This window comes from Qipengyuania sp. R86523, assembly GCF_044596365.1.
In the GTDB taxonomy this organism is placed as follows: domain Bacteria; phylum Pseudomonadota; class Alphaproteobacteria; order Sphingomonadales; family Sphingomonadaceae; genus Qipengyuania; species Qipengyuania citrea.
On record NZ_CP138997.1, the window covers coordinates 1,589,265 to 1,608,339 of the forward strand.

The 19,075-nt window shown below is 64.9% G+C and carries 13 protein-coding genes and 1 tRNA gene; 6 read left to right on the forward strand and 8 right to left on the reverse strand.

The annotated features are described in order from the left end of the window. The first annotated feature begins 194 nt into the window (after positions 1-194). The 3 genes from SJY12_RS07890 to SJY12_RS07900 are packed head-to-tail and all read left to right on the forward strand — an operon-like array spanning position 195 to position 2,818. Positions 195-911 carry a ParA family protein gene (locus tag SJY12_RS07890; RefSeq protein WP_050600850.1) on the forward strand — a complete coding sequence of 239 codons (717 nt, stop codon included), beginning with the start codon at positions 195-197 and terminating at the stop codon, positions 909-911. A gap of 21 nt (positions 912-932) precedes the next feature. Further along, complete coding sequence (locus tag SJY12_RS07895; RefSeq protein WP_341858531.1) at positions 933-1,469, forward strand: hypothetical protein; 537 nt, start codon at positions 933-935, stop codon at positions 1,467-1,469. Positions 1,470-1,507: 38 nt separating this feature from the next. Next, the gene (locus tag SJY12_RS07900; RefSeq protein WP_397504989.1) at positions 1,508-2,818 is read left to right on the forward strand and encodes an SPOR domain-containing protein; all 1,311 of its coding nucleotides are present in this window, start codon (positions 1,508-1,510) and stop codon (positions 2,816-2,818) included. Between the two features lie 66 nt (positions 2,819-2,884). Here SJY12_RS07900 and SJY12_RS07905 read toward each other — a convergent pair whose 3' ends face one another. Then, entirely contained in the window at positions 2,885-4,114 is a 1,230-nt protein-coding gene (locus SJY12_RS07905) for a dihydroorotase family protein (RefSeq protein ID WP_397504990.1), read from the reverse strand. After that, entirely contained in the window at positions 4,111-5,136 is a 1,026-nt protein-coding gene (locus SJY12_RS07910) for an aspartate carbamoyltransferase catalytic subunit (RefSeq protein ID WP_397504991.1), read from the reverse strand. Before SJY12_RS07910 ends, SJY12_RS07905 begins: the two co-directional genes overlap by 4 nt. Positions 5,137-5,239: 103 nt before the next feature. On the opposite strand from SJY12_RS07910, the gene sppA reads away from it, so the two are divergent. Further along, entirely contained in the window at positions 5,240-7,120 is a 1,881-nt protein-coding gene (gene sppA / locus SJY12_RS07915) for a signal peptide peptidase SppA (RefSeq protein ID WP_397504992.1), read from the forward strand. A gap of 79 nt (positions 7,121-7,199) precedes the next feature. Next, positions 7,200-7,274: transfer RNA gene (locus SJY12_RS07920), tRNA-Val, on the forward strand. Between the two features lie 44 nt (positions 7,275-7,318). Here SJY12_RS07920 and SJY12_RS07925 read toward each other — a convergent pair. The 5 genes from SJY12_RS07925 to SJY12_RS07945 form a co-directional block, all read right to left on the reverse strand. After that, positions 7,319-9,283, reverse strand: coding sequence for a sulfotransferase (locus tag SJY12_RS07925; RefSeq protein ID WP_397504993.1), 1,965 nt, complete (start codon positions 9,281-9,283; stop codon positions 7,319-7,321). A gap of 79 nt (positions 9,284-9,362) precedes the next feature. Then, positions 9,363-12,011 (reverse strand): TonB-dependent receptor, encoded by a 2,649-nt coding sequence (locus SJY12_RS07930; RefSeq protein ID WP_397504995.1) that lies wholly within the window; start codon positions 12,009-12,011, stop codon positions 9,363-9,365. 375 nt (positions 12,012-12,386) lie between these two features. Beyond that, positions 12,387-14,069 carry a BCCT family transporter gene (locus SJY12_RS07935; protein ID WP_050600858.1) on the reverse strand — a complete coding sequence of 561 codons (1,683 nt, stop codon included), beginning with the start codon at positions 14,067-14,069 and terminating at the stop codon, positions 12,387-12,389. A gap of 176 nt (positions 14,070-14,245) precedes the next feature. Next, entirely contained in the window at positions 14,246-14,497 is a 252-nt protein-coding gene (locus SJY12_RS07940) for a hypothetical protein (RefSeq protein ID WP_063506866.1), read from the reverse strand. A 60-nt stretch (positions 14,498-14,557) separates the two neighbouring features. Next, positions 14,558-15,169, reverse strand: a complete 612-nt coding sequence (locus SJY12_RS07945) for a TetR/AcrR family transcriptional regulator (protein WP_156488754.1) — start codon at positions 15,167-15,169, stop codon at positions 14,558-14,560. 127 nt (positions 15,170-15,296) lie between these two features. Between SJY12_RS07945 and SJY12_RS07950 the strand changes: the two genes are divergently transcribed. Beyond that, the gene (locus SJY12_RS07950; protein ID WP_397504996.1) at positions 15,297-17,630 is read left to right on the forward strand and encodes a TonB-dependent receptor; all 2,334 of its coding nucleotides are present in this window, start codon (positions 15,297-15,299) and stop codon (positions 17,628-17,630) included. A gap of 54 nt (positions 17,631-17,684) precedes the next feature. On the opposite strand, the gene SJY12_RS07955 is transcribed toward SJY12_RS07950, so the two are convergent. Continuing rightward, positions 17,685-18,986, reverse strand: coding sequence for a sulfotransferase family protein (locus SJY12_RS07955; protein ID WP_397504997.1), 1,302 nt, complete (start codon positions 18,984-18,986; stop codon positions 17,685-17,687). Positions 18,987-19,075 lie beyond the last annotated feature (89 nt).

Genomic DNA, 19,075 nt, shown 5'->3' on the forward strand with positions numbered 1-19,075 from the left:
CCGATTGGCGACATCCTATAGTAAATCGACCGTTAGCAAAGTGTTGCCAGGGATTTTGCGGCCTTGGGCCCATGTCAAACCGCCATCCGGTTAACCCAAAATTAGGGGTAGTCTGCGATCTCCATGACAAGATCGCTGCGGACGATTGCAGCACGAGTGAGTAGATTACAGGCGCAACCCAGGGGGACCAAGTCTTGCGTGTACTGGCATTGGCATCGCAGAAGGGCGGATCGGGCAAGACCACCCTCTCGGGACATATGGCCGTTCAGGCGCAGCGCGCCGGTGCGGGTCCTGTCGTCCTGATCGACATCGATCCGCAAGGATCGCTTGCCGATTGGTGGAACGAGCGCGCCGACGAATATCCCGCCTTCGCCCAGACCACCGTTGCACGGCTGGCCACCGATCTGGCGATCCTGCGACAGCAGGGGTTCAAGCTGGCGGTGATCGATACCCCGCCCGCGATCACCATGGCGATCCAGTCGGTGATCTCGGTCGCCGAACTGATTGTCGTCCCGACTCGCCCCAGCCCGCATGACCTGCGCGCCGTGGGCGCCACCGTCGACCTGTGCGAACGTGCGGGCAAGCCGCTGGTCTTCGTCGTCAACGCGGCGACCCCGAAAGCCAAGATCACGTCCGAAGCCGCCGTTGCACTGTCGCAGCACGGCACTGTGGCGCCGATCACGCTGCACCACCGCACCGACTTTGCCGCCTCGATGATCGACGGCCGCACGGTCATGGAAGTGGACCCCGAAAGCCGGTCCGCTGCCGAAGTCACCGCGCTGTGGAAATACATCGCCGACCGACTGGAAAAGAACTTCCGGCGCACGGTCTTCGCCGCGCCCAATTCGCAGTCCGCGATGTCCGGCGTTCATCGTCCCGCCGGCGGCTTCGGCCGCCGTGTGGCCCAGTAGTAGCGGAAGGCGGGCTGCCGAATGTCTGACGCCAACTTCGCCTCTCTTTCGTCCACCCTGCTTGCACGCAAGGGTGGAGCGAAACCGGCCATGCGCCCGCAATCGGGCATCGTCGGACCGGTCGATGGCAAGGAAGCCGCGGCCAATCTCGAGGATCTCGGCTGGAACGACATGGGCGACAGCGCCAGTGATGAAACCGATGCGCGGCCCCGGCCGCGGCTGGAGCCGGTGCCGGAGAACGTCGTGCCGCTATCGCCTCAAGCGGCGAAGGAAACCGATGCACCCAACCAGGTGCGCGCTTCGCTGAACAAGATCCAGGCGCAGCTCGACGAACCCGCTCCGCGCAAGCCGATCGTACGGCGCCCTGCCACAGCGCAGGGCAAGCGGGCCGCATTCACGCTGCGGCTCGACCAGGAACGCCATCTCATGCTGCGCCTTGCCTGTACCGTTCGCGGACGCAGCGCACAGCAACTGGTGACCGACGCGCTCGACGCGTTGCTCGCCGAAATGCCCGAAATCGCAAGCCTCGCTGCCCAGGTGCAGCGCAGCGAAAAATGAACTCGAACGACGCGGAATCGCCTTCAAAGGGGGGAAGAATGAGCATCGAGACGAAAGCCAGGAACAAGCGGTTCGTCCAGCTCGCCGTCACCACGGCGCTGGCGACCACTGCGCTTACGGCGTGTACGGGCAAGACTGCCCCCAGCCATTCCTATTCGGCCGCGCATGCCGAACAGGCGCTGACCAAGGGGAACGCTTCGAAAGCCGTGCGCCATGCCGAAGCCGCCGTACTGGCCAGCCCGCGCGACGCTTATACGCGCACGCTGCTCGCCAACGCCTATCTGACCGATGGGCGTTTCGCGTCAGCCGCGACGACCTTTGCCGAAGCGATCGAACTGGGTGATACCGCCCCGCGAACAGTGATCAGCCATGCCCTCGCGCAGGTAGCGATAGGCGACCAGATGGGCGCGCTGGGCACGCTCAGCCGCTTCGAAGACAAGCTCGATGCAGCCGATTACGGGCTCGCCGTGGCGCTGGCCGGCCGGCCCGACCACGGCGTCAATGTCCTCGGCAACGCGCTGCGCGGCGGGCAGAACACGCCCAAGGTGCGGCAGAACCTCGCCTATGCCTATGCCATGCAGGGCAACTGGCGCGCCGCTCGCCTCATGGCCGCGGAAGATGTCCCCGCGGGCGAGGTCGGCGACCGCATGGCCGAATGGGCGGCCCTGGCGCGCCCCGAAGCCTTCACCGGACGCGTCGCCACCGTTCTGGGGGTCCAGCCGCAGGCCGATCCCGGCCAGCCGCAGATGCTGGCCCTGTCCAATCATCCCAGTGTCGATATGCTTGCAGCGAGCGGCGAAGCCGAACCGGTCGCAGCACCGCGCGGCGACTTTGCTTTCGCCGAAGAACTGCCGCCGGTCAAAGCCGCGCCCGCGGTAGACGATGGCGCCGATGTCGCATTGGCCGACGCCGGGCTTGCCCCGGCAGGCGGCATCCGCTTCGTCGGTCGCGAAGTGGTGCAGGATACGCCGATCCAGGCTGCCAGGCCGGCTGCTCCGCGCAACGCCCGCGCAGCCGCTCCGGCGAGCGCCGCTCCGCGCAGCAGCAGCGGCGATTACAATGTCCAGCTCGGCTCGTTCTTCTCGATGTCGGATGCCAATGAGGCGTGGAAGCAGTTCCAGAAACGCTATCCCGAACTCGCCAGTTCCGAGCGCGTGATCACCAAGGCCCGCGTCAATGGCAAGATCTATTATCGCGTTGCGGCTGCCGGCTTCGCCAAGGCCTCGGCCAATTCGATGTGCCGGACGGTCAAGGGCCGCGGCGACGGCTGCATAGCCTACGCTGCCAGCCGCAAGCTTCCGGGAGCAATCGCCGTGGTCGATGCGGGCGTTCGGGTCGCTTCCCGCTAATCCATCAGTTTACCAAACCACCGAGAGGCCCCGTCCGGACAAGATCCGGGCGGGGTTTTCGCTGACCTAGTGCCTGATCGGCACACCGCCCTTGTAGAGATGCAGCACCCGCCCCTGCGTCGGCTGGCCGTCGAACGGCGTATTGCCCGCAGTGGCTTCCATCTTCGCGCTCTGGATGATCCACGGCCTGTCCGGATCGATGATGGCGACATCGGCTTCGAGCCCGGGAGCAATCGCGCCCGCCGGGACGCCCAGGATTTCAGCGGGCTTCGTCGCGACCAGTTCGAACGCGCGCCCGATGTCGATGACCTCGTCGCGCACCAGCGACAGGGTCATCGCGAGCAGCGTTTCCGCCCCCGCCATGCCCGGTTCCGCATCGGAGAAGGGGAGCCGCTTGTCTTCGGGCCCGCGTGGATCGTGGCCGCTCGCGATCACGTCCACAGTGCCGTCGCCGATCGCCTCGCGGACCGCCTGGCGGTCGTCTTCGCTGCGCAGCGGCGGCGACAGGCGGGCAAAGGTGCGAAAATCGACCGTGGCCAGATCGGACAGCATGAAATGGGCCGGAGTCACCCCGCAGGTCACCGACACGCCGCGCGCCTTGGCCCGGCGCACAATATCGAGCCCGGCGCGGGTGGTCACCTGACGGAAGTGGATCCGCGCGCCGGCCATTTCCGCCAGTGCGATATCGCGGGTCAGCGCGATGGATTCGGCTTCGGCAGGGGCGCTGGGCAAGCCGCGGCGGGTGGCCACTTCGCCTGCCGTGGCGACAGCGTTGCCGACCAGCGCGGCGTCCTCGGGATGCGCGACCACCACCAGGTCGAGCATGGCGGCATATTGCAGCAATCGCAGCATGGTGCCCGAATTCGCGATCCACTGCCGGCCGGTTGCCACGCCGCGCGCCCCGGCTTCGCGCATCAGGCCCAGTTCGGCGATTTCGGCCCCGGCCAGATCACGCGTGGCGGCGGCGAGCGGGTGGACCCAGAAATCGGGCTTGCCGCTCTTGGCAATATAGGAAACGCGGCTCGGCAGATCGAGGCGCGGTGATTGATCGGGCATCAACGCAGCGCGGGTAATCCCGCCGAAATGAAAGGCCGGCTTGTCGATCGCAAAGACGCCGAGATCGACCAGCCCGGGAGCGACCAGTGCGCCCCCCGCATCGATCACTTCGTCACCGTCCTGCGCGGCCGTGCCGATGCCGTCGATGCAACCGTCGACCAGCCGCAGCGCGCCGCCCTGCACGCCAGCGGGCGTGACCAGCTGGCCACCTTCTATCGTCAGCGGTCGTTGCTGCTTCATGCCGCGTCTCCCCACCCGGTGACACCGCGTGAACGGCGTGTCAGCACGTCGAGCGCAGCCATGCGGATCGCGACACCCATTTCCACCTGCCGGGTGATGATCGAGCGGTCGATCATGTCGGCCACCTCGCTGTCGATCTCCACCCCGCGGTTCATCGGCCCCGGATGCATGACCAGCGCGTCTTGCGATGCCTGCCTGAGCCGGGTCTTCGTTAGCCCGTAGAGATGGTGGTATTCGCGCGCGGAAGGAATGAACTGGCCGCTCATCCTTTCGTTCTGGAGGCGCAGCATCATGACCACATCGGCACCGTCCAGCGCCGCATCGAAATCGTGATACACCTCGGCGCCCATCGCTTCGATGCCGGCGGGCATGAGCGCCGGCGGGGCGCATAGCCGCACGGTGGCCCCCAGCGCCTGCAGGCACAGCAGGTTGGAGCGCGCGACCCGGCTGTGCAGGATGTTGCCGCAGATCACGATCTTCAGTCCGGTGAAATCGTCCGCCGCCTCGCCCCTGTCGCGCAGCGCATGGCGCAGCGCCAGCGCATCGAGCAACGCCTGGGTCGGATGCTCGTGCTGCCCGTCGCCCGCGTTGAGCACGGGGCAGCCGACCTTGTCGGCGATCAGTTGGGTCGCCCCGCTCGAACCGTGGCGGATGACGATCGCGTCGGCGCGCATCGCGTTGAGCGTGATCGCGGTATCGATCAGCGTCTCGCCCTTTTTCACCGACGACTGGGCAGCGTGCATGTTGACGACATCCGCCCCCAGCCGCTTGCCCGCGATCTCGAAGCTCAGCAGCGTGCGCGTGGAATTCTCGAAGAAGGCGTTGATCACCGTCAGCCCGGCCAGCCGGTTCTCGCGCTTGGTCGCCTGCCGGTTGAGCGCGACCCACTGCTCCGCCTCGTCGAGCAGGAACAGGATCTCGTGCCGTTCGAGCTGGCCGATCCCGATCAGGTCGCGATGCGGGAAAGCGAGCCCGCCCGCGGGATAGCGGGCGGCGTGAGGCGAGGTTTCCATCGATGTCATTGAGACCACGCCCTTAGTCGAGCTGCGTGGGGCGCTCAAGCGCTTTCCAGTGGCGTTGGCCGCAGCGCTGCCCTAGTTCGATTTCCAACAGGAGATTTGACGCATGCAGTTTGCTGGTAAGGTCTGGCGGCTTTTGGTTGGCATCAAGGACGGGCTGGTGCTCGTCTTCATGCTGCTGTTCTTTACCGCCCTGTTTGCCGTGCTGACTGCGCGCCCCAGCCCGGCCGCCGTGCGCGATGGCGCCTTGCTGCTCGATCTGAGCGGCGTCGTCGTCGAGGAGCGGACCGAGATCGACCCGATCGCCGCCCTGCTTTCGGGCACCGCGCCGGTCGGCGAATACCAGGCCCGCGACGTGATCCACGCGCTTGACGAAGCTGCCGGAGACGAACGCATTTCGGCCGTGGTGCTCGATCTCGACCGTTTCCTCGGCGGCGGACAGGTGCATATGCAGGCGATCGGCGAAGCGCTCGACCGGGTGCGCGCCGCGGAAAAGCCAGTGCTGGCCTATGCCACCGCCTATACCGACGACGGCATGCTGCTCGCTGCGCATGCCAGCGAGGTTTGGGTCAACCCTCTGGGCGGCGCAGTGATTGCCGGCCCCGGGGGCGAGCGGCTCTATTATGCGGGCCTGCTTGACAAGCTCAAGGTGAACGCACGCGTCTACAAGGTCGGCGAATACAAGAGCGCGGTCGAACCCTACAGCCGGGCCGGCATGTCCGACCCCGCGCGCGAGAATGCCCGAGCGCTGTATGAGACGCTGTGGGAAGAATACCGCGCCAATCTCAAGAAGGCCCGCCCCGCCGCCGATGTCGCGCGGATCACCGACCAGCCGGTCGCGTGGATCGAAGCGGCGGGCGGCGATCTGGCTACCGCCGCCTTGCAGGCGGGGCTTGTCGACAAACTTGGCACTCGCGCCGATTTCGAACAACGTGTGGTCGAACTCGTCGGCGAAGACGACTGGGCGGAGGGTCCCAACGCCTACCCCCACACCGAACTCAACGCCTGGCTCGAGGACAATCCGCTGCCCGATGCCGGGCGGCCCATCGGGGTGATCACGGTGGCGGGCGAAATCGTCGATGGCGATGCAGGACCTGGCACCGCGGGCGGCGACCGGATCGCCGGGCTGCTCGACGACGCGCTCGAGCAGGAGCTTGCCGGGCTGGTCGTGCGGGTCGATTCGCCGGGCGGTTCGGTGCTCGCCAGCGAGCTGATCCGCGATGCGATCCTGCGGCACAAGGCGCGCGACATTCCCATCGCGGTGTCGATGGCCAATGTGGCAGCCAGCGGCGGTTACTGGGTGTCCACGCCCGCCGATCGCATTTTCGCCGAACCCGAGACCATTACCGGTTCGATCGGCATTTTCGCAGTGATCCCGACGTTCGAGGAAACCGCTGCAATGGCGGGTGTCACCAGCGATGGCGTGCGCACCACGCCGCTGTCGGGCCAGCCCGATCTGATCGCCGGGTTCACCCCTGAAACCGATGCTATCCTGCAGGCCTTCATCGAAGACGGTTACGAGGATTTCCTCGACCGCGTGGGCGAGGCGCGCGGCCTGACGCGCGAACAGGCCGATGCGGTCGGCCAGGGCCGGGTATGGGATGGCGGTACCGCCCGGCAGCTACGGCTGGTCGACGAATATGGCGGCATCGAGGAAGCACTGGCATGGACCGCCGAACGCGCCGAACTCGGCAGCGACTGGCACGTGCTCTATCTTGGCGAAGCGCCGTCGACCTACGACACGCTGCTCCGGCAATGGCTGATCGGCGACGGGGAAGAGGCCGGCTCGGGCGGCGATGTGATTGCCCGCATGACGCAGAGGCGGTCGGCGTTTGTCGCCCACATCGCGGCGGATGCGGATCGCTTGCTGGGAACGCGGGGCGTCCAGGCCTATTGCCTTGCCTGCCCCGCCCCGCAGCCCGCTGCAGCGCAGGACAGGGCCGCCACCGGCTGGCTCGCGCGGATTGTGCAGCTGGTGATCGGCTAGGGCGCTTGCCACGCGGCGATTCGCACAGTAAAGGCGCGCCCCTGCCCTTCCGCTGCGAACGCCGCGGACAGGACCGGGCGGGCGCGTAGCTCAGTGGTAGAGCACACCCTTCACACGGGTGGGGTCGCAAGTTCAATCCTTGCCGCGCCCACCATTTCCGCCAGACGCTCTCGGATCGATCCCCGCCGCAAATCCGGCTCAGCCGTGCTGGCCCAGCGCTTCGCGTAGCGGTGCGAGCCATGGATCGTAGGGCTTCCAGGCGTCCTGCCCGCTGCGGTTGATGGGTCGGCGGACCTGTTCGCTGCTTGCAGTGCGCACTGCCCGGCGGGTCTTGTGGAACTCGAGACACTGCTCCTCGAACGGCAGGCCGAGGTAATCGAGCATCCGCCTTGTCTGGCCTTCGAGGTCATCGAGCACGTCTTCGTGCTGCACCCTCAGCACCTTTCCCGGCAGCACCGTGTCCCAGTGATCCATCAGATCGACATAATCGGCGTAATAGCGTCCCACCTCGGCGAGGCCGTAGGTGAACTCCTGCCCCTCGGCGAAGAGTTGCTTGAAGCCCGAGAAACAGCAGTCGAGCGGCGCGCGGCGCGCGTCGATGATCTTGGCATTGGGGAGGATCAGATGGATCAGGCCGATGTGGCGGAAATTGTTCGGCATCTTGTCGATGAAGAACGGCGCGTTCTGCCGGTGAACCTGCGTATCCTCGATGAACTTCGCGCCAAAGGCAGCGAGCTGGTCGCTGCCGAGCTCATGCAGGATTTCGGGATAGCGTGACTGGCCGGCCTTGCGCCCGCGCAGGCGGTGCGCCAGCGCGAGGATATTGGGCAGTTCCAGCGTACCGTCCACCTGGCTGTGACTGGCGAGGATCTGTTCGAGCAAGGTCGATCCCGCGCGTGGAAGACCCACGATGAAGATCGGATCGGGCGCATCGTGCCCACTGCCGGCATGCCTGGCGAAGAGATCGGCAGTGCACAGCTCGCGCTGCTTCGCCAGCTCCGCTGTCATGGCGTCGGCGCTGTACCGGGTCTGCGCCCGTTTCAGCGTATTGCCGCGTTCATAATGCGCGAAACTGTCGGCGTAGTCGGCACGATCTTCCAGCGCCTTGCCCAGCGCGAAAGACAGGTGGACGCGGTCCATGAAGGCAAGGTCGGGTCGCCCGGCCTGTTCGCGCATGCGCACGATTTCATCGTCGGTGAAGCGATAGGTCTTGAGGTTCGCCAGTGCGTACCACGCATCGCCATGGTCGGGCTTGGCAGCAATGGCGGCCTGATAGCTGGCCACCGCGTCATCCTGCGCCCCGGTGGTCTTGAGCGCGTGGCCCTTGCTGGTGAGCGTCGCCGGATCGCCGGGTAGCTTGGCAAGGATGGCATCGAACAATTCGAAGGCCCGGTCGTAGTCGCTCGTCTGCATGCTCTCGATCGCCAGATGCGACTGGAACAGCGGGTTTTCGGGATCGCGCGCATGAAGGGCTTCGGCCTCGGTCCGCGCCTGGGCAAATTTCTGGCGGCGCCGCAGCGCGTCGATATAGTCGAGCCGGACCTGGATGTTGTCGGGCTCGAAAGCCCTGGCGCTGTCGAGCAGGAATTCGGCGTCATCGAGAATGCCCAGCTTGATGCCGATCTGGGCTAGCAATCGCATGCCTTCGACATTGCGCGGATTGGCGCGCAGGAAATGGCGGCAGATCTCCTCCGCGCGCAGCAATCGGCCCTCGTGAAGATGGTGCATCACCGCGACCAGTTCGCGCGGCAGGCGGGCGACACGCTCGGCCTGTGCGCGCGCCGCTTCGGCGGCGGTTGGGCGACCGGCCGCCTGTTCCAGCTCGGCCAGCGCGCGCCAGCTGGCTTCGAGCGCGGGATTGAACCGTGTGGCACGGCCGAAGGCCGCAATTGCAGCGGCCCTGTCGCCCTGCGCACGGGCGAGATGCCCTGCCTCCTGCCATGCGCGCCCGTATTCGGGCATCGCCGCGTGCAACGCCGCAAGGTGCCGTTCGGCCTCGACGAAGCGCTTGAGATAGCGCGCAGCGACGGCGGCCATGTAGAGCGCTTCGCTGTCGCCCGGATCCTCGTCCACCAGCGCGGCAGCGAGCGCCATTCCTTTCTCGAAGTCGCCGGCCTGCAGCGCCTTCTGCGCCTGCGCCAATCTGTCGTCGCGTGTCGTCATTGCCTGCGACCCTTACAAAGAGAAACGGCGGAGGCGAACCCGTGTTCGCCCCCGCCGTCCTGTTTCCCGGTGAACCGGATCAGTAGTCGTAGCCGACCCGGAAACCGACCGTCAGCGGACGGTTGGTGGTGATCCGCGCACGGTCGTTGACGTAATTGCCCGAGATCTGCGCGCGCTCGTCGAACAGATTGTCGCCGAAGACTTCGAACTTCCAGTTGTTCGACATGACACCGGCCGCGAAATCCACGACGGTGTAGCTGTCGAGCTCGAGCTTGTTGATTTCGACCACATCGGTGAATTTCGACGCCGAATAGCTGACCTGCGGCTGGACATAGGCTTCCAGCGTATCGGACAGGTCCCATTCGTAGCGTACGCGCAAATTGCCCTGGAAGGACGGGGCGAATGCGAGGTCCGAACCCGCGACGACGTCGTTGGTCGGGATCAGCACTTCGGTGATCTCGGTGTCGAGGATCGAGAATGCCCCTGCAACGGTCAGACCCGGCGCCGAATAGGGCGCGAAGGTGAAGTCCGCTTCCACGCCCTTGATCTCTGCATCCGCGGCGTTGGCCGAGAAGAACAGATTGGTGATCGAGGGGTCGAAGATGGTGGTCTGCAGTCGGCTGATGTCGACATAGAAGGCGCTGCCGTTGAAACGCACCTGACCATCGGCGAGATCGAGCTTCCAGCCCAGTTCGTAGTTCTTGACCTCGTCGGTCTCGAGTTCGAACGGGACGGTGAAGCCGGCACCATTGGTCGCGCCGCCCGGACGGTTGAGCAGGCCCGGACGGAAACCTTCCGAATAGGTCGCGTAGAACAGCAGGTCCTGCGTCGGGGTCACGGTAACCGTGCCCTTGTAGATGAACCCGTCGGTCTTCGCCGCATCGGGAGCGCGCACTGCGTTGAAGACCTGCTGCGCCTGCATGGGGGTCAAGCCCGCAGCCTGGATATCGGCCAGGCTGTCGTTCAGGTCAAAGGTCTGGCGCAGCGAAGCGTCGCACGAACCGATAAAGGTGTATTCGCCGTCACCGTCGTACAGATCGTTGAGATCGGTACCGAAGGCGTTGGCATCGGTAGCCGCGCCGCTGTTGCAGAAGCTGCCGTTCGCGCTGCCTTCGAAATCGACTTCGATGTCGTAATACCGCGCGCCGAGCGTGACTGTCAGCAAGTCGGGTACGATGTCGAAGCTGGCTTCGCCGAAAATGCCGAACTGTTCATCGGTACGACGGATGTCGTTGCGGAAGATCGTGTCGGCCGGGAACGGACCCGGGGCGCTGGTGAAGCCGTCCTGCGGGAAGTTCGGCGCAAACGGGCCGAAGGGCTGCGCGAGGACATTGCCCGGATAAGCGAAGTCGTTGCGTTCCTGCAGTTCGAGATCCGAGTAGAAGCCGCCTGCGGTCACGCGCCAGCGGTTTTCCGCCGGCGTGCTGAAGCGCAGTTCCTGCGTGAACACGGTCGTCTTGCTGGCCGAGGTCACATAGAGATTGGGTGCCTGGCAGGTGCCGCTGGGATCGTTGCCGGCACCCGGATAGCTGACGCTGCCGTCGCAGATGTAATACGGCAGGTACTGGCCGACGAAGAGATAGTCGGAATAGTCGACGCGCTGTTCGGTCTCGCGATCGGTGTAGGCGCCGGTATAGACGACATCGAGCATCGCCAGGCGGCCTTCGACCGTCCAGCTGGTGTTCGAGAAATCGTCTTCGAGGCGGTCTTCCTCGTAGCGCTGGATCTCTAGGTCATCGAGGCCACCGAGTTCGGGATCGGCGAAGAACACGCCGTCGCTTTCGACGCTCTGGCGCGAATGCGCGACGGTCACCGTCCAGTCGGGCGTGACTTCCCACAGCGCGGTCGCACGGAAGCCGGCATATTGCGTGTCGTTGAAATCGTCTTCGACCATGCCGGCGTTGTCGGCATTGATGAAGTTCACGTTCGACAGGTCGGCGCCGGCCTGGAAGCCGCCGCGCAGCGGGCTGACGGGCACGCCGTTCGAACGGACGGTCCCGGCCGGGCGGAAGCGCGCGCTTTCGCTGGCGTTGCGGGTGCCGGCGACATTGTCGATGTAACCGCCCTGGTCGTCGAGATAGAAGACCCCGCGCAGACCGAATGTGTCGGTGACCGGCACGTTGATCATCGCATCGGCCTTGTAGCTGGTTTCGCCGCCCTTGGTGAAGGACACGCCGGCATTCACGCCCGCATCGAAGCCGCCGAGATCGGGCTTGTTGGTGATCAGGCGAACGACGCCCGCTTGCGAACTGGCACCGAACAGCGTACCCTGCGGTCCCGACAGCACTTCGATCCGCGCAAGGTCGGCGGCATAGACGTCGAGGTTGCGGCCCGGCTGTGCGAGCGGCTGTTCGTCGAGATACATCGCGACGTTGGGCGCGAGGCCGGCGACACCGGCGGTGGTTAGATTGGGCGTGGTCGAGGCCAGGCCGCGGATGTAGATGGTGTTCTGGCCCGGCCCGCTGCCGCCTGCTGTCACGGTCGGCAGCTGTTCGAGGTAATCCTCGAAGGTGTCGATGGCGAGCTCTTCGAGCCCTTCTTCACCGATCGCCGAAACCGACACGGGAACATCCTGCAGGTCTTCGCTGCGCTTTTGCGCGGTCACGATGATGACGTTGACGCCGCCCTGCCGCTGTTCGGCTGCAGGAGCCACGTCCTGCGCGGCCACGGGCGCTGCGGTTGCGATAGCCAGCGCGCCAAGCGACGCGCCGCTGACGAGATATTTCATGTCGGGGATTCCCTCATTCTCGATTAATGCTCGGGTGCCGGCTCACAGACCAGGGTCCGGCTGGCAAAAAGACGGGCGCGAATTCACTGGAGAACCGTCGCCTCGGGAGCCAATAACAAGGCAAAGGAAAGGCGGCCACCGTCCAGCGGGCCGCTGCGCAAGATCAACCGCAGGGCTGTTGCATCAAAACAACATTCAAATCTTCGTCCCGCGTTACTTTGAGAACAGTCCATGTATGAAGCAAATATTCATTTTTTGGACTTGTTCTATTCAAATGCAGTTCTCACGGTACTATTGGATGACCAAGTGCAATTCAAATGACGGCCAGACTGCACTGCTGGGCTCCGCCAAGAAGGCGGCGCATTAGTGCTCGCGTTACTTGCCCTCGGCCGCTTCCGCGCATCCCTGGGCCGTGGTCGGCACGCCATGGTGCTTGCGGAACAGGTCGTAAATCACCGCCTTGAGGATCGCGACCCCCATGATGGCGACGACAAAGCTGAATGGCAGCGCCCCGATGATCATTGTTATGCGGATCGCATCGATGCCCCCGAGGATCAGCATGCTGCCGACGACGAAGGCCAGCGCCACGCCCCAAAACAGGATGTGATGGTTGCGTTCGCTTTCGCTTTCCCCCGCCCCATTGATCGTGTTGACGATGAGGATCGCGCTGTCGGCGGAGGTGATGAGATAGGTCATCAACAGAAGGACGACGAGGCCCGACACGACTGCGGCGACAGCCGGATCGAGCAGGACTGCCAGCGTCGCGAAGAGCTGGTCCGACATCGCTGCGTTGACGATGCTCCCCTGCGCTGCGCCGCTTAGCTCGAGATCGATCGCGGTTCCCCCGACCATGGCCATCCAGAAGAAACACATCAGCGACGGCACCAGCACCACGCCGAACACATATTCGCGGATGGTGCGCCCGCGCGAAATGCGCGCGATGAACATGCCGACGAAGGGGGCGAAGGCAATCCACCAAGCCCAGTAGAACACCGACCAGTCGAGCTGCCATTGCACCAGCGCATCCCCGAATTCGCCGCCTGCGTCGAACAGCGTCAGCGAGTTGGGCACCAGCGTGCGCAGGTAATCCCACACGCCCACACCCAGCAACTTGAGGCCGCCGAACGCCGAGCCGACGATTGCGAACAGGGCAAGCAAGGCGAAAGACAGCCCCATATTTAGGTTCGAGAGCCATTTGATCCCGCGGCCCACGCCCGAAAGCGCGCTTATCGTCGAAGCCCCGACGAGAACCAGCAGCGACAGGATGACCGCCGCGATCGAGGAAGAACCGTCCGGATCCAGCAGCCAGTCGCCCACACCCAGCCGGGCGAGACCCATGACGAACTGCTCCACGCCGATCCCCATGGTAACCGCGACGCCCAGGATCGTCGCCACTACGGCCACGATATCGACCAGATGTCCCCAGACGCCCGACAGGCGCAGGCCGAACAGCGGCGCGAGCGCCGAACGGATCGTCAGCGGCAGATTGCGGCGATAGGCGACATAGCCAATCGCCAGGCCGACCAGCGCATAGGTGCCCCAGGCTGCAAAGCCCCAGTGGAGAAAGGTGTAGATATAGGCCGGACGCACCGCTTCGGCGGTCCGCGCGTCCACCAAGCCGCGGATGATGTCCGGATTGTTCGAGAAGTGCGCCAGCGGTTCGCCGGTCGAATAGGTGAGCATGCCGATCCCGATGCCCGCGCCGAACAGCATGGCAAACCAGGAGAAGCGACCGAACTCGGGCTTTTCACCCGGATTGCCTATCCGCAGCGTACCCGATTGAGGGAACAGCGCGAGCACGAAGCAGGTGAACATCAGGAAAGCGACGAGGTAAACGTACCAGCCGGAGAAGGTGGCGATGATGCTCGAATTGGCCGCAGACAGCGTTTCGCTGGCGCTGACCGGGAAGAAGATCGCCCACATGATCAGCAGGGAGACGATCACCTTCGACGGGATCGTGACCTCGCGGCTGAAGCCGTCGTAAAAGCCGCGCGACGCGGTCTTGATGGGTAAGTCTATCAGCGGAGGATCGATTGGGTGATCGGGCTCTGCTGGCATGTCGTCTCCTGCGCAAGCGCACCGGGGTGCGGCGCGATTTTGTCTGACTTTTTTGGGGGAATCCCTGGACCGACCATAGAAAGGGTTCGGCGATATGCAAACCCGTTGTTCCCCTGATAGCAAAAGGGCTGCCCCTTGCGGGACAGCCCTTTTGCGCGCTTCGCTGCGACCTTGGCCTAGGCGGCCTTGGTCGCCGGAGCCGTCGAAGTCTTAGGCGGGGAAGCACTGTCGCTGCCCTCCTCGCGCTTGTCGAGGACGCGCTTGGCGACATAGCCGCCGACGCCCAGGGCCAGCATTGCGGGCAGGCTCATGCGCCGCAGAACTGTCGTGGCGACGACACCCAGTGCCGCGCCGCTGGCGCCGCCAATGCCGCCGGTCTGCTTGGCGAGCCTGTCGCCGACGAATGCTCCGATTACCTTGCCGATCATATTGTATCTCCTTTGCCAGACCAACGGCCCCGCACGCCCGCGGTTCCGCGATCGCAGGAGCTAGCTGGCGATGCCCCGGGTCAGCAACATGTTGGCCCGGCGCGCGATTTCTTCGAAGTCCGGATCGCCTTCGCGGCCCCAGATGACGTAGCGCAGGCCCAGGAAAACGTTCATGCCCATCACGGCCCAGGCCTCGGGCGCCCCCAGCCCCGGCGCGAACTCGCCGCTCTCACCGCCCAGCTTCAGGCGCTCTTCGATCCTCGAGCCAATGGTCTCGTAATGCGCGCGGTAGCTGTCCGGATCGACGAATTCGGCCTCGTCGATAATCCGGTAGATCTCCTTATGCTCGGCAGCGAACTCGAGAAAGGCGCGCAGTGCCACTCGCTCGATCTCCAGCGCCCCCATCGATGGGTCGAGCGCCTCGCGCGCAGCCTTCCCGACACCCGCGCTCATATCCGATACGAGCGCACGGAAGACTGCATCCTTGCTGTCGAAATAGGTATAGAAAGTGCCAAGGGCGACGCCTGCACTGCGGGTTATTCCGCTGATCGAGGCTTCGTGAAATCCCTTCTCGGCGAATTCGGTCGCAGCCGCATCGAGCAGTTTGCGCAAGGTCTTTCGGCCCCGCTCGGTACGCGGCGTCTTGTCGCCCTGGCTGTGCGTTGCGGCCACTGTTCGCCCCCTTCGAATAGACTGCCTGCCTAGCAAATTGCATCCTCCGCGCAACAACAAACTTGAAAGGTGGTTCAGGTTTCAGTATCAGCTTGCTGCATAAGACAATCGGGAGGGAGAAAGCGAAATGCGTCCGACACAGATTCTTACCGCCAGCCTGCTGTGCGGCGCGGCGACCGCGGCACTTGCCGCGGCTCCTGCGCAGGCTCAGTCCGCCGACACGGAGCCGCTGGAGGCTGCGCCGACGACGGCTGCAGAGGATGTCATCATCGTCACCGCACGCCGGCGTGAGGAGCGACTGGTCGAGGTGCCGGTGGCGGTCACCGCGATCAGCGGCGAAGAGCTTTCACGGCGCGGCGCGCTCGACATCACCGATGTCGGGCAGAGCGTACCCAACGTTACGCTGGAAGCCAGCCGAGCCACCAATTCGACGCTGTCGGCCTTTATCCGCGGCATCGGCCAACAGGACCCCGTTTCGGGGTTCGAGCAGGGCGTCGGCATCTATCTCGACGACGTCTATCTCAACCGGCCGCAGGCTGCGGTGCTGGATATCTACGATGTCGAGCGCATCGAGGTGCTGCGCGGGCCGCAGGGCACGCTCTATGGCCGCAACACGATCGGCGGGGCCGTAAAATACGTCACGCGCCGCCTGCCGCAGGATCCCTCGGTGCGCGTTCGCGCTACCTACGGCACTTACGACCAGGCGGAAGGCGTGATCACCGCTTCGGCACCGATCAGCGACCTGGTCCGCGTCGGCGGCTCGGTTGCGCGGCTTTCGCGGGGCGGTTTCGGCGACAATCTCACCACGGGCCTCGAAAACTACAACAAGGATATCTGGGGCGGCCGCATGAGCCTGGAGGTGGGCGGCTATGGCGAACCTGCCTTCGTCCGGATCCAGGGGGACTATACCAAGGACAGCAGCGATCCGCGTGGTGGCCATCGGTTGATCCCCGGGCTGGTATCCGGCGCGCCCGTGCTCGACAATGTCTTCGACACGCGCGGAGCGCTCAACGATCCCGAACAGGAAGTGGAATCCTACGGCCTGGCGATGCACGCAGAAGTCGAGCTGAGCAGCGCGCTGACGCTGCGATCGATATCCGCCTGGCGCAAGGACGACAGCTATTCGCCGATTGATTTCGATGCGCTTCCGGCGGTCGATCTCGATGTGCCCGGCGCTTACCTCAACGAGCAGATCAGCCAAGAATTTCAGCTGCTGTGGGACGATGGCGGCGCGTTCGCCGGCCTGCTCGGATTCTACTATCTCGACGCGAAGGCGGACACTCTGTTCGATGTCCGCATCTTCACCACTTTCGCCGGGCTGACCGCGTTCACACAGGCGAATGTCGACACCGAAACCTACGCCATTTTCGGCGATCTCACCTACGATCTGACCGATCGGCTCAGCCTGTCTCTCGGCGGTCGTTACACTTGGGATGAACGCAGCGCCGAAATCCTGCGGCAGAACTATCTCGGCGGCGGTTCGCCCGAATTCGGCGGCGCGGGTGTGCCCTTCGGAGCGGCGAGCACCGATTTTCAGGGTAGCCGGCAGTTCAAGAAATTCACCCCGCGGGCTTCGCTCAGTTTCATGCCGACGCCCGACCACAATATCTACGCCAGCTATTCGAAGGGCTTCAAGGGCGGCGGCTTCGACCCCCGCGGGGTCGGCACCAACGCCCCGGCAGCCACACCGGGCGCACCAACCGATGCGGAAGTCGCCGCCTTCCTCAGCTTCGCCCCCGAAGAGGTCGACAGCTACGAGATCGGCTACAAGGGCAATCTCGGCATTTTCAACATCGCTGCCGCAGCCTTCTATGCCGACTACACCGACGTACAGATTCCGGGTTCCGTCGCGTGCGAAGTGGGCGGCCTGCCCAGCTTCTGCGGCGTGGTGTCGAATGCCGGCAAGGCGACGTTCAAGGGGCTCGAACTGGAAGCCAGCGCCCGTTTCGGCGGCGGCTTCGGCCTTGCCGGTTCGCTGGGCTATATCGATGCGCAATACGACGAATACATCACCAATATCGGCAACACCCCGACCGATGTCGCCGCATTCCGCGTCGTCCAGAACACGCCAGAGGTAACCGGCAGCATCACGGCCAGCTACGATACGCCCGTGGGACCGGGCGATCTCTATCTGGGAACGACGCTGTCCTATCGCAGCAAGACCAGCCAGTTCGAAATCCCCAACCCCTATCTCGACCAGGGCGGCTACGCGCTGCTCGATGCGAGCATCGTCTACAGTGCCCCCGGCGATCGCTGGAGCGTGGGCGTTTACGGGAAGAACCTGCTCGACAAGGAATACAAGACCAGCGGCTATACCTTCGTCGCGACCGACCCGGTCACCGGCGACATCGTCAATGGCGCCAACGGTTTTCCCGTCCCGACGCTCGGGCCAGAAGGCACGCTGACGGCATTCTACGGCAACCCGCGGCAGGTCTTCGCCACGCTCACCTTCAGCTACTGAGCGGCCGCAATTCCAAGAGGGGCGGGGTCTGCGTACCCCGCCCCTTTCGCATGGCTATTTGGCGAGCCGCGTGCGCGCCGCCGCGGTGGGTGCGCCGACCGGTATGCCGAAGGTTTCCGTGTAATCGGCGAACCGTTCGTTCACCTCGTCTTCGCGCAGGCCGAACTCGGCCAGGCTGTAGCGATGCGGGTGCCGCTTGAGCCGGGCCGAACGGTCGAGATAGTCTTCCATCCCCGCGACCGCGGGCTCCATCTCGAGATCGAGGAAGCGGTAGACGCGCTCCATCGTGCCGCGCCAGTCGGTTTCCATGTCTTCGTACTGGACATCGATCATCCTCTCGCGCGGGATCGCGTCGCGCGCCGCGCGCATCCGGGCGATCATGGTCGCGGTCTTGCCCAGCCAGTCGCGGCCGGTCTGCGCGGGATCGTTGTGATCCGAATAGATAATGGTCTGGTTCCAGGCGAGCGAGGCAGCGCTGCCGACCACCTGCTTGGGATCGCGGTGGGTGAAGATCAGCCGCGCGTCAGGAAAGACTTCGAGCAGCGCGGGCAGGTCGAGCATGTGCTGCGGCGTCTTGAGGATCCACGGGCGCAGCGAACTTTCCTGCTGCGACCAGCCGATCAGGCGCAGCAGGTTGGCCATGTGCCGATAGGCGGGAATGGCGCTCTCCTCGTGGCACCATTCGGCGTAGGACGGCACATTCCACTGCGCTTCCCACTTCATGCCGTACATCGACGCGGCAACGAGGCCGAGTTCCTCCTCCGGTTCGTAGGCGCCGGTCGGATGGATCGACAGCGTGCGCGGATTGGCCAGCCGCGCGACCTTGAGGATGCGCGCGGCCAGCTTGGGCCGGAAGTCCTCCGCCTCGCCGGCTAGGACCTGCTCGAACTCGGGCCGCGGCACCGGGCTGATGGTTTCGAAACTGCGCAGGTGGGCAAAGCGCTGGTCGGCCGCGAGCAGGCGGTGAAGCCGCGTGGTACCCGACCGCATCGGGCCGACGATAACCACCGGGTTCTTGAGCGGCCGGGCGAGAATTTCCGGGTGCCGGCCGAACCACATCTGCGTGTAGAGCCGGTCGCGCAGCACGTGGTGAAACATCTTCGTGGCGGAAAATTCGCCCGCCGCGTTGAGCTGCGCTTCGTGCTTCACGCTGTCGAGCAGCACCTCGAAGGGCTTTTCGAACCAGCGGTCGCCGAAATCGTTGAGCCCCGTGGCCGCTGCCGCTTCTTCCAGCAGGGCATCCTTGTCGAGGCGCGGAGGGCCGAACACCCCCAGCTTGCGTCCGCCCCGGATCGCCCCGTCCGCAATATCGATAAAGCGCGTGCGGCGCGGCGGCTGGATCAGCTGGTCGTTCAAGCTGGCAGCCCTTTCAAGCTCTTCGATGTCCCCCTGAACGTCCGGGGCCTAATGCGGTGCCCGCAAAAGGACAAGGTCGCCCCGCGGGA

Bases quoted from the DNA above. Each gene is read 5' to 3' on its own strand.
- SJY12_RS07905 (WP_397504990.1), bottom strand. From the start codon at position 4,114: ATGAAGCAGCAACGACCGCTGACGATAGAAGGTGGCCAGCTGGTCACG.
- SJY12_RS07895 (WP_341858531.1), top strand. From the start codon at position 933: ATGTCTGACGCCAACTTCGCCTCTCTTTCGTCCACCCTGCTTGCACGC.
- SJY12_RS07925 (WP_397504993.1), bottom strand. From the start codon at position 9,283: ATGACGACACGCGACGACAGATTGGCGCAGGCGCAGAAGGCGCTGCAG.
- SJY12_RS07940 (WP_063506866.1), bottom strand. From the start codon at position 14,497: ATGATCGGCAAGGTAATCGGAGCATTCGTCGGCGACAGGCTCGCCAAG.
- SJY12_RS07900 (WP_397504989.1), top strand. From the start codon at position 1,508: ATGAGCATCGAGACGAAAGCCAGGAACAAGCGGTTCGTCCAGCTCGCC.
- sppA (WP_397504992.1), top strand. From the start codon at position 5,240: ATGCAGTTTGCTGGTAAGGTCTGGCGGCTTTTGGTTGGCATCAAGGAC.
- SJY12_RS07950 (WP_397504996.1), top strand. From the start codon at position 15,297: ATGCGTCCGACACAGATTCTTACCGCCAGCCTGCTGTGCGGCGCGGCG.
- SJY12_RS07930 (WP_397504995.1), bottom strand. From the start codon at position 12,011: ATGAAATATCTCGTCAGCGGCGCGTCGCTTGGCGCGCTGGCTATCGCA.
- SJY12_RS07910 (WP_397504991.1), bottom strand. From the start codon at position 5,136: ATGACATCGATGGAAACCTCGCCTCACGCCGCCCGCTATCCCGCGGGC.
- SJY12_RS07935 (WP_050600858.1), bottom strand. From the start codon at position 14,069: ATGCCAGCAGAGCCCGATCACCCAATCGATCCTCCGCTGATAGACTTA.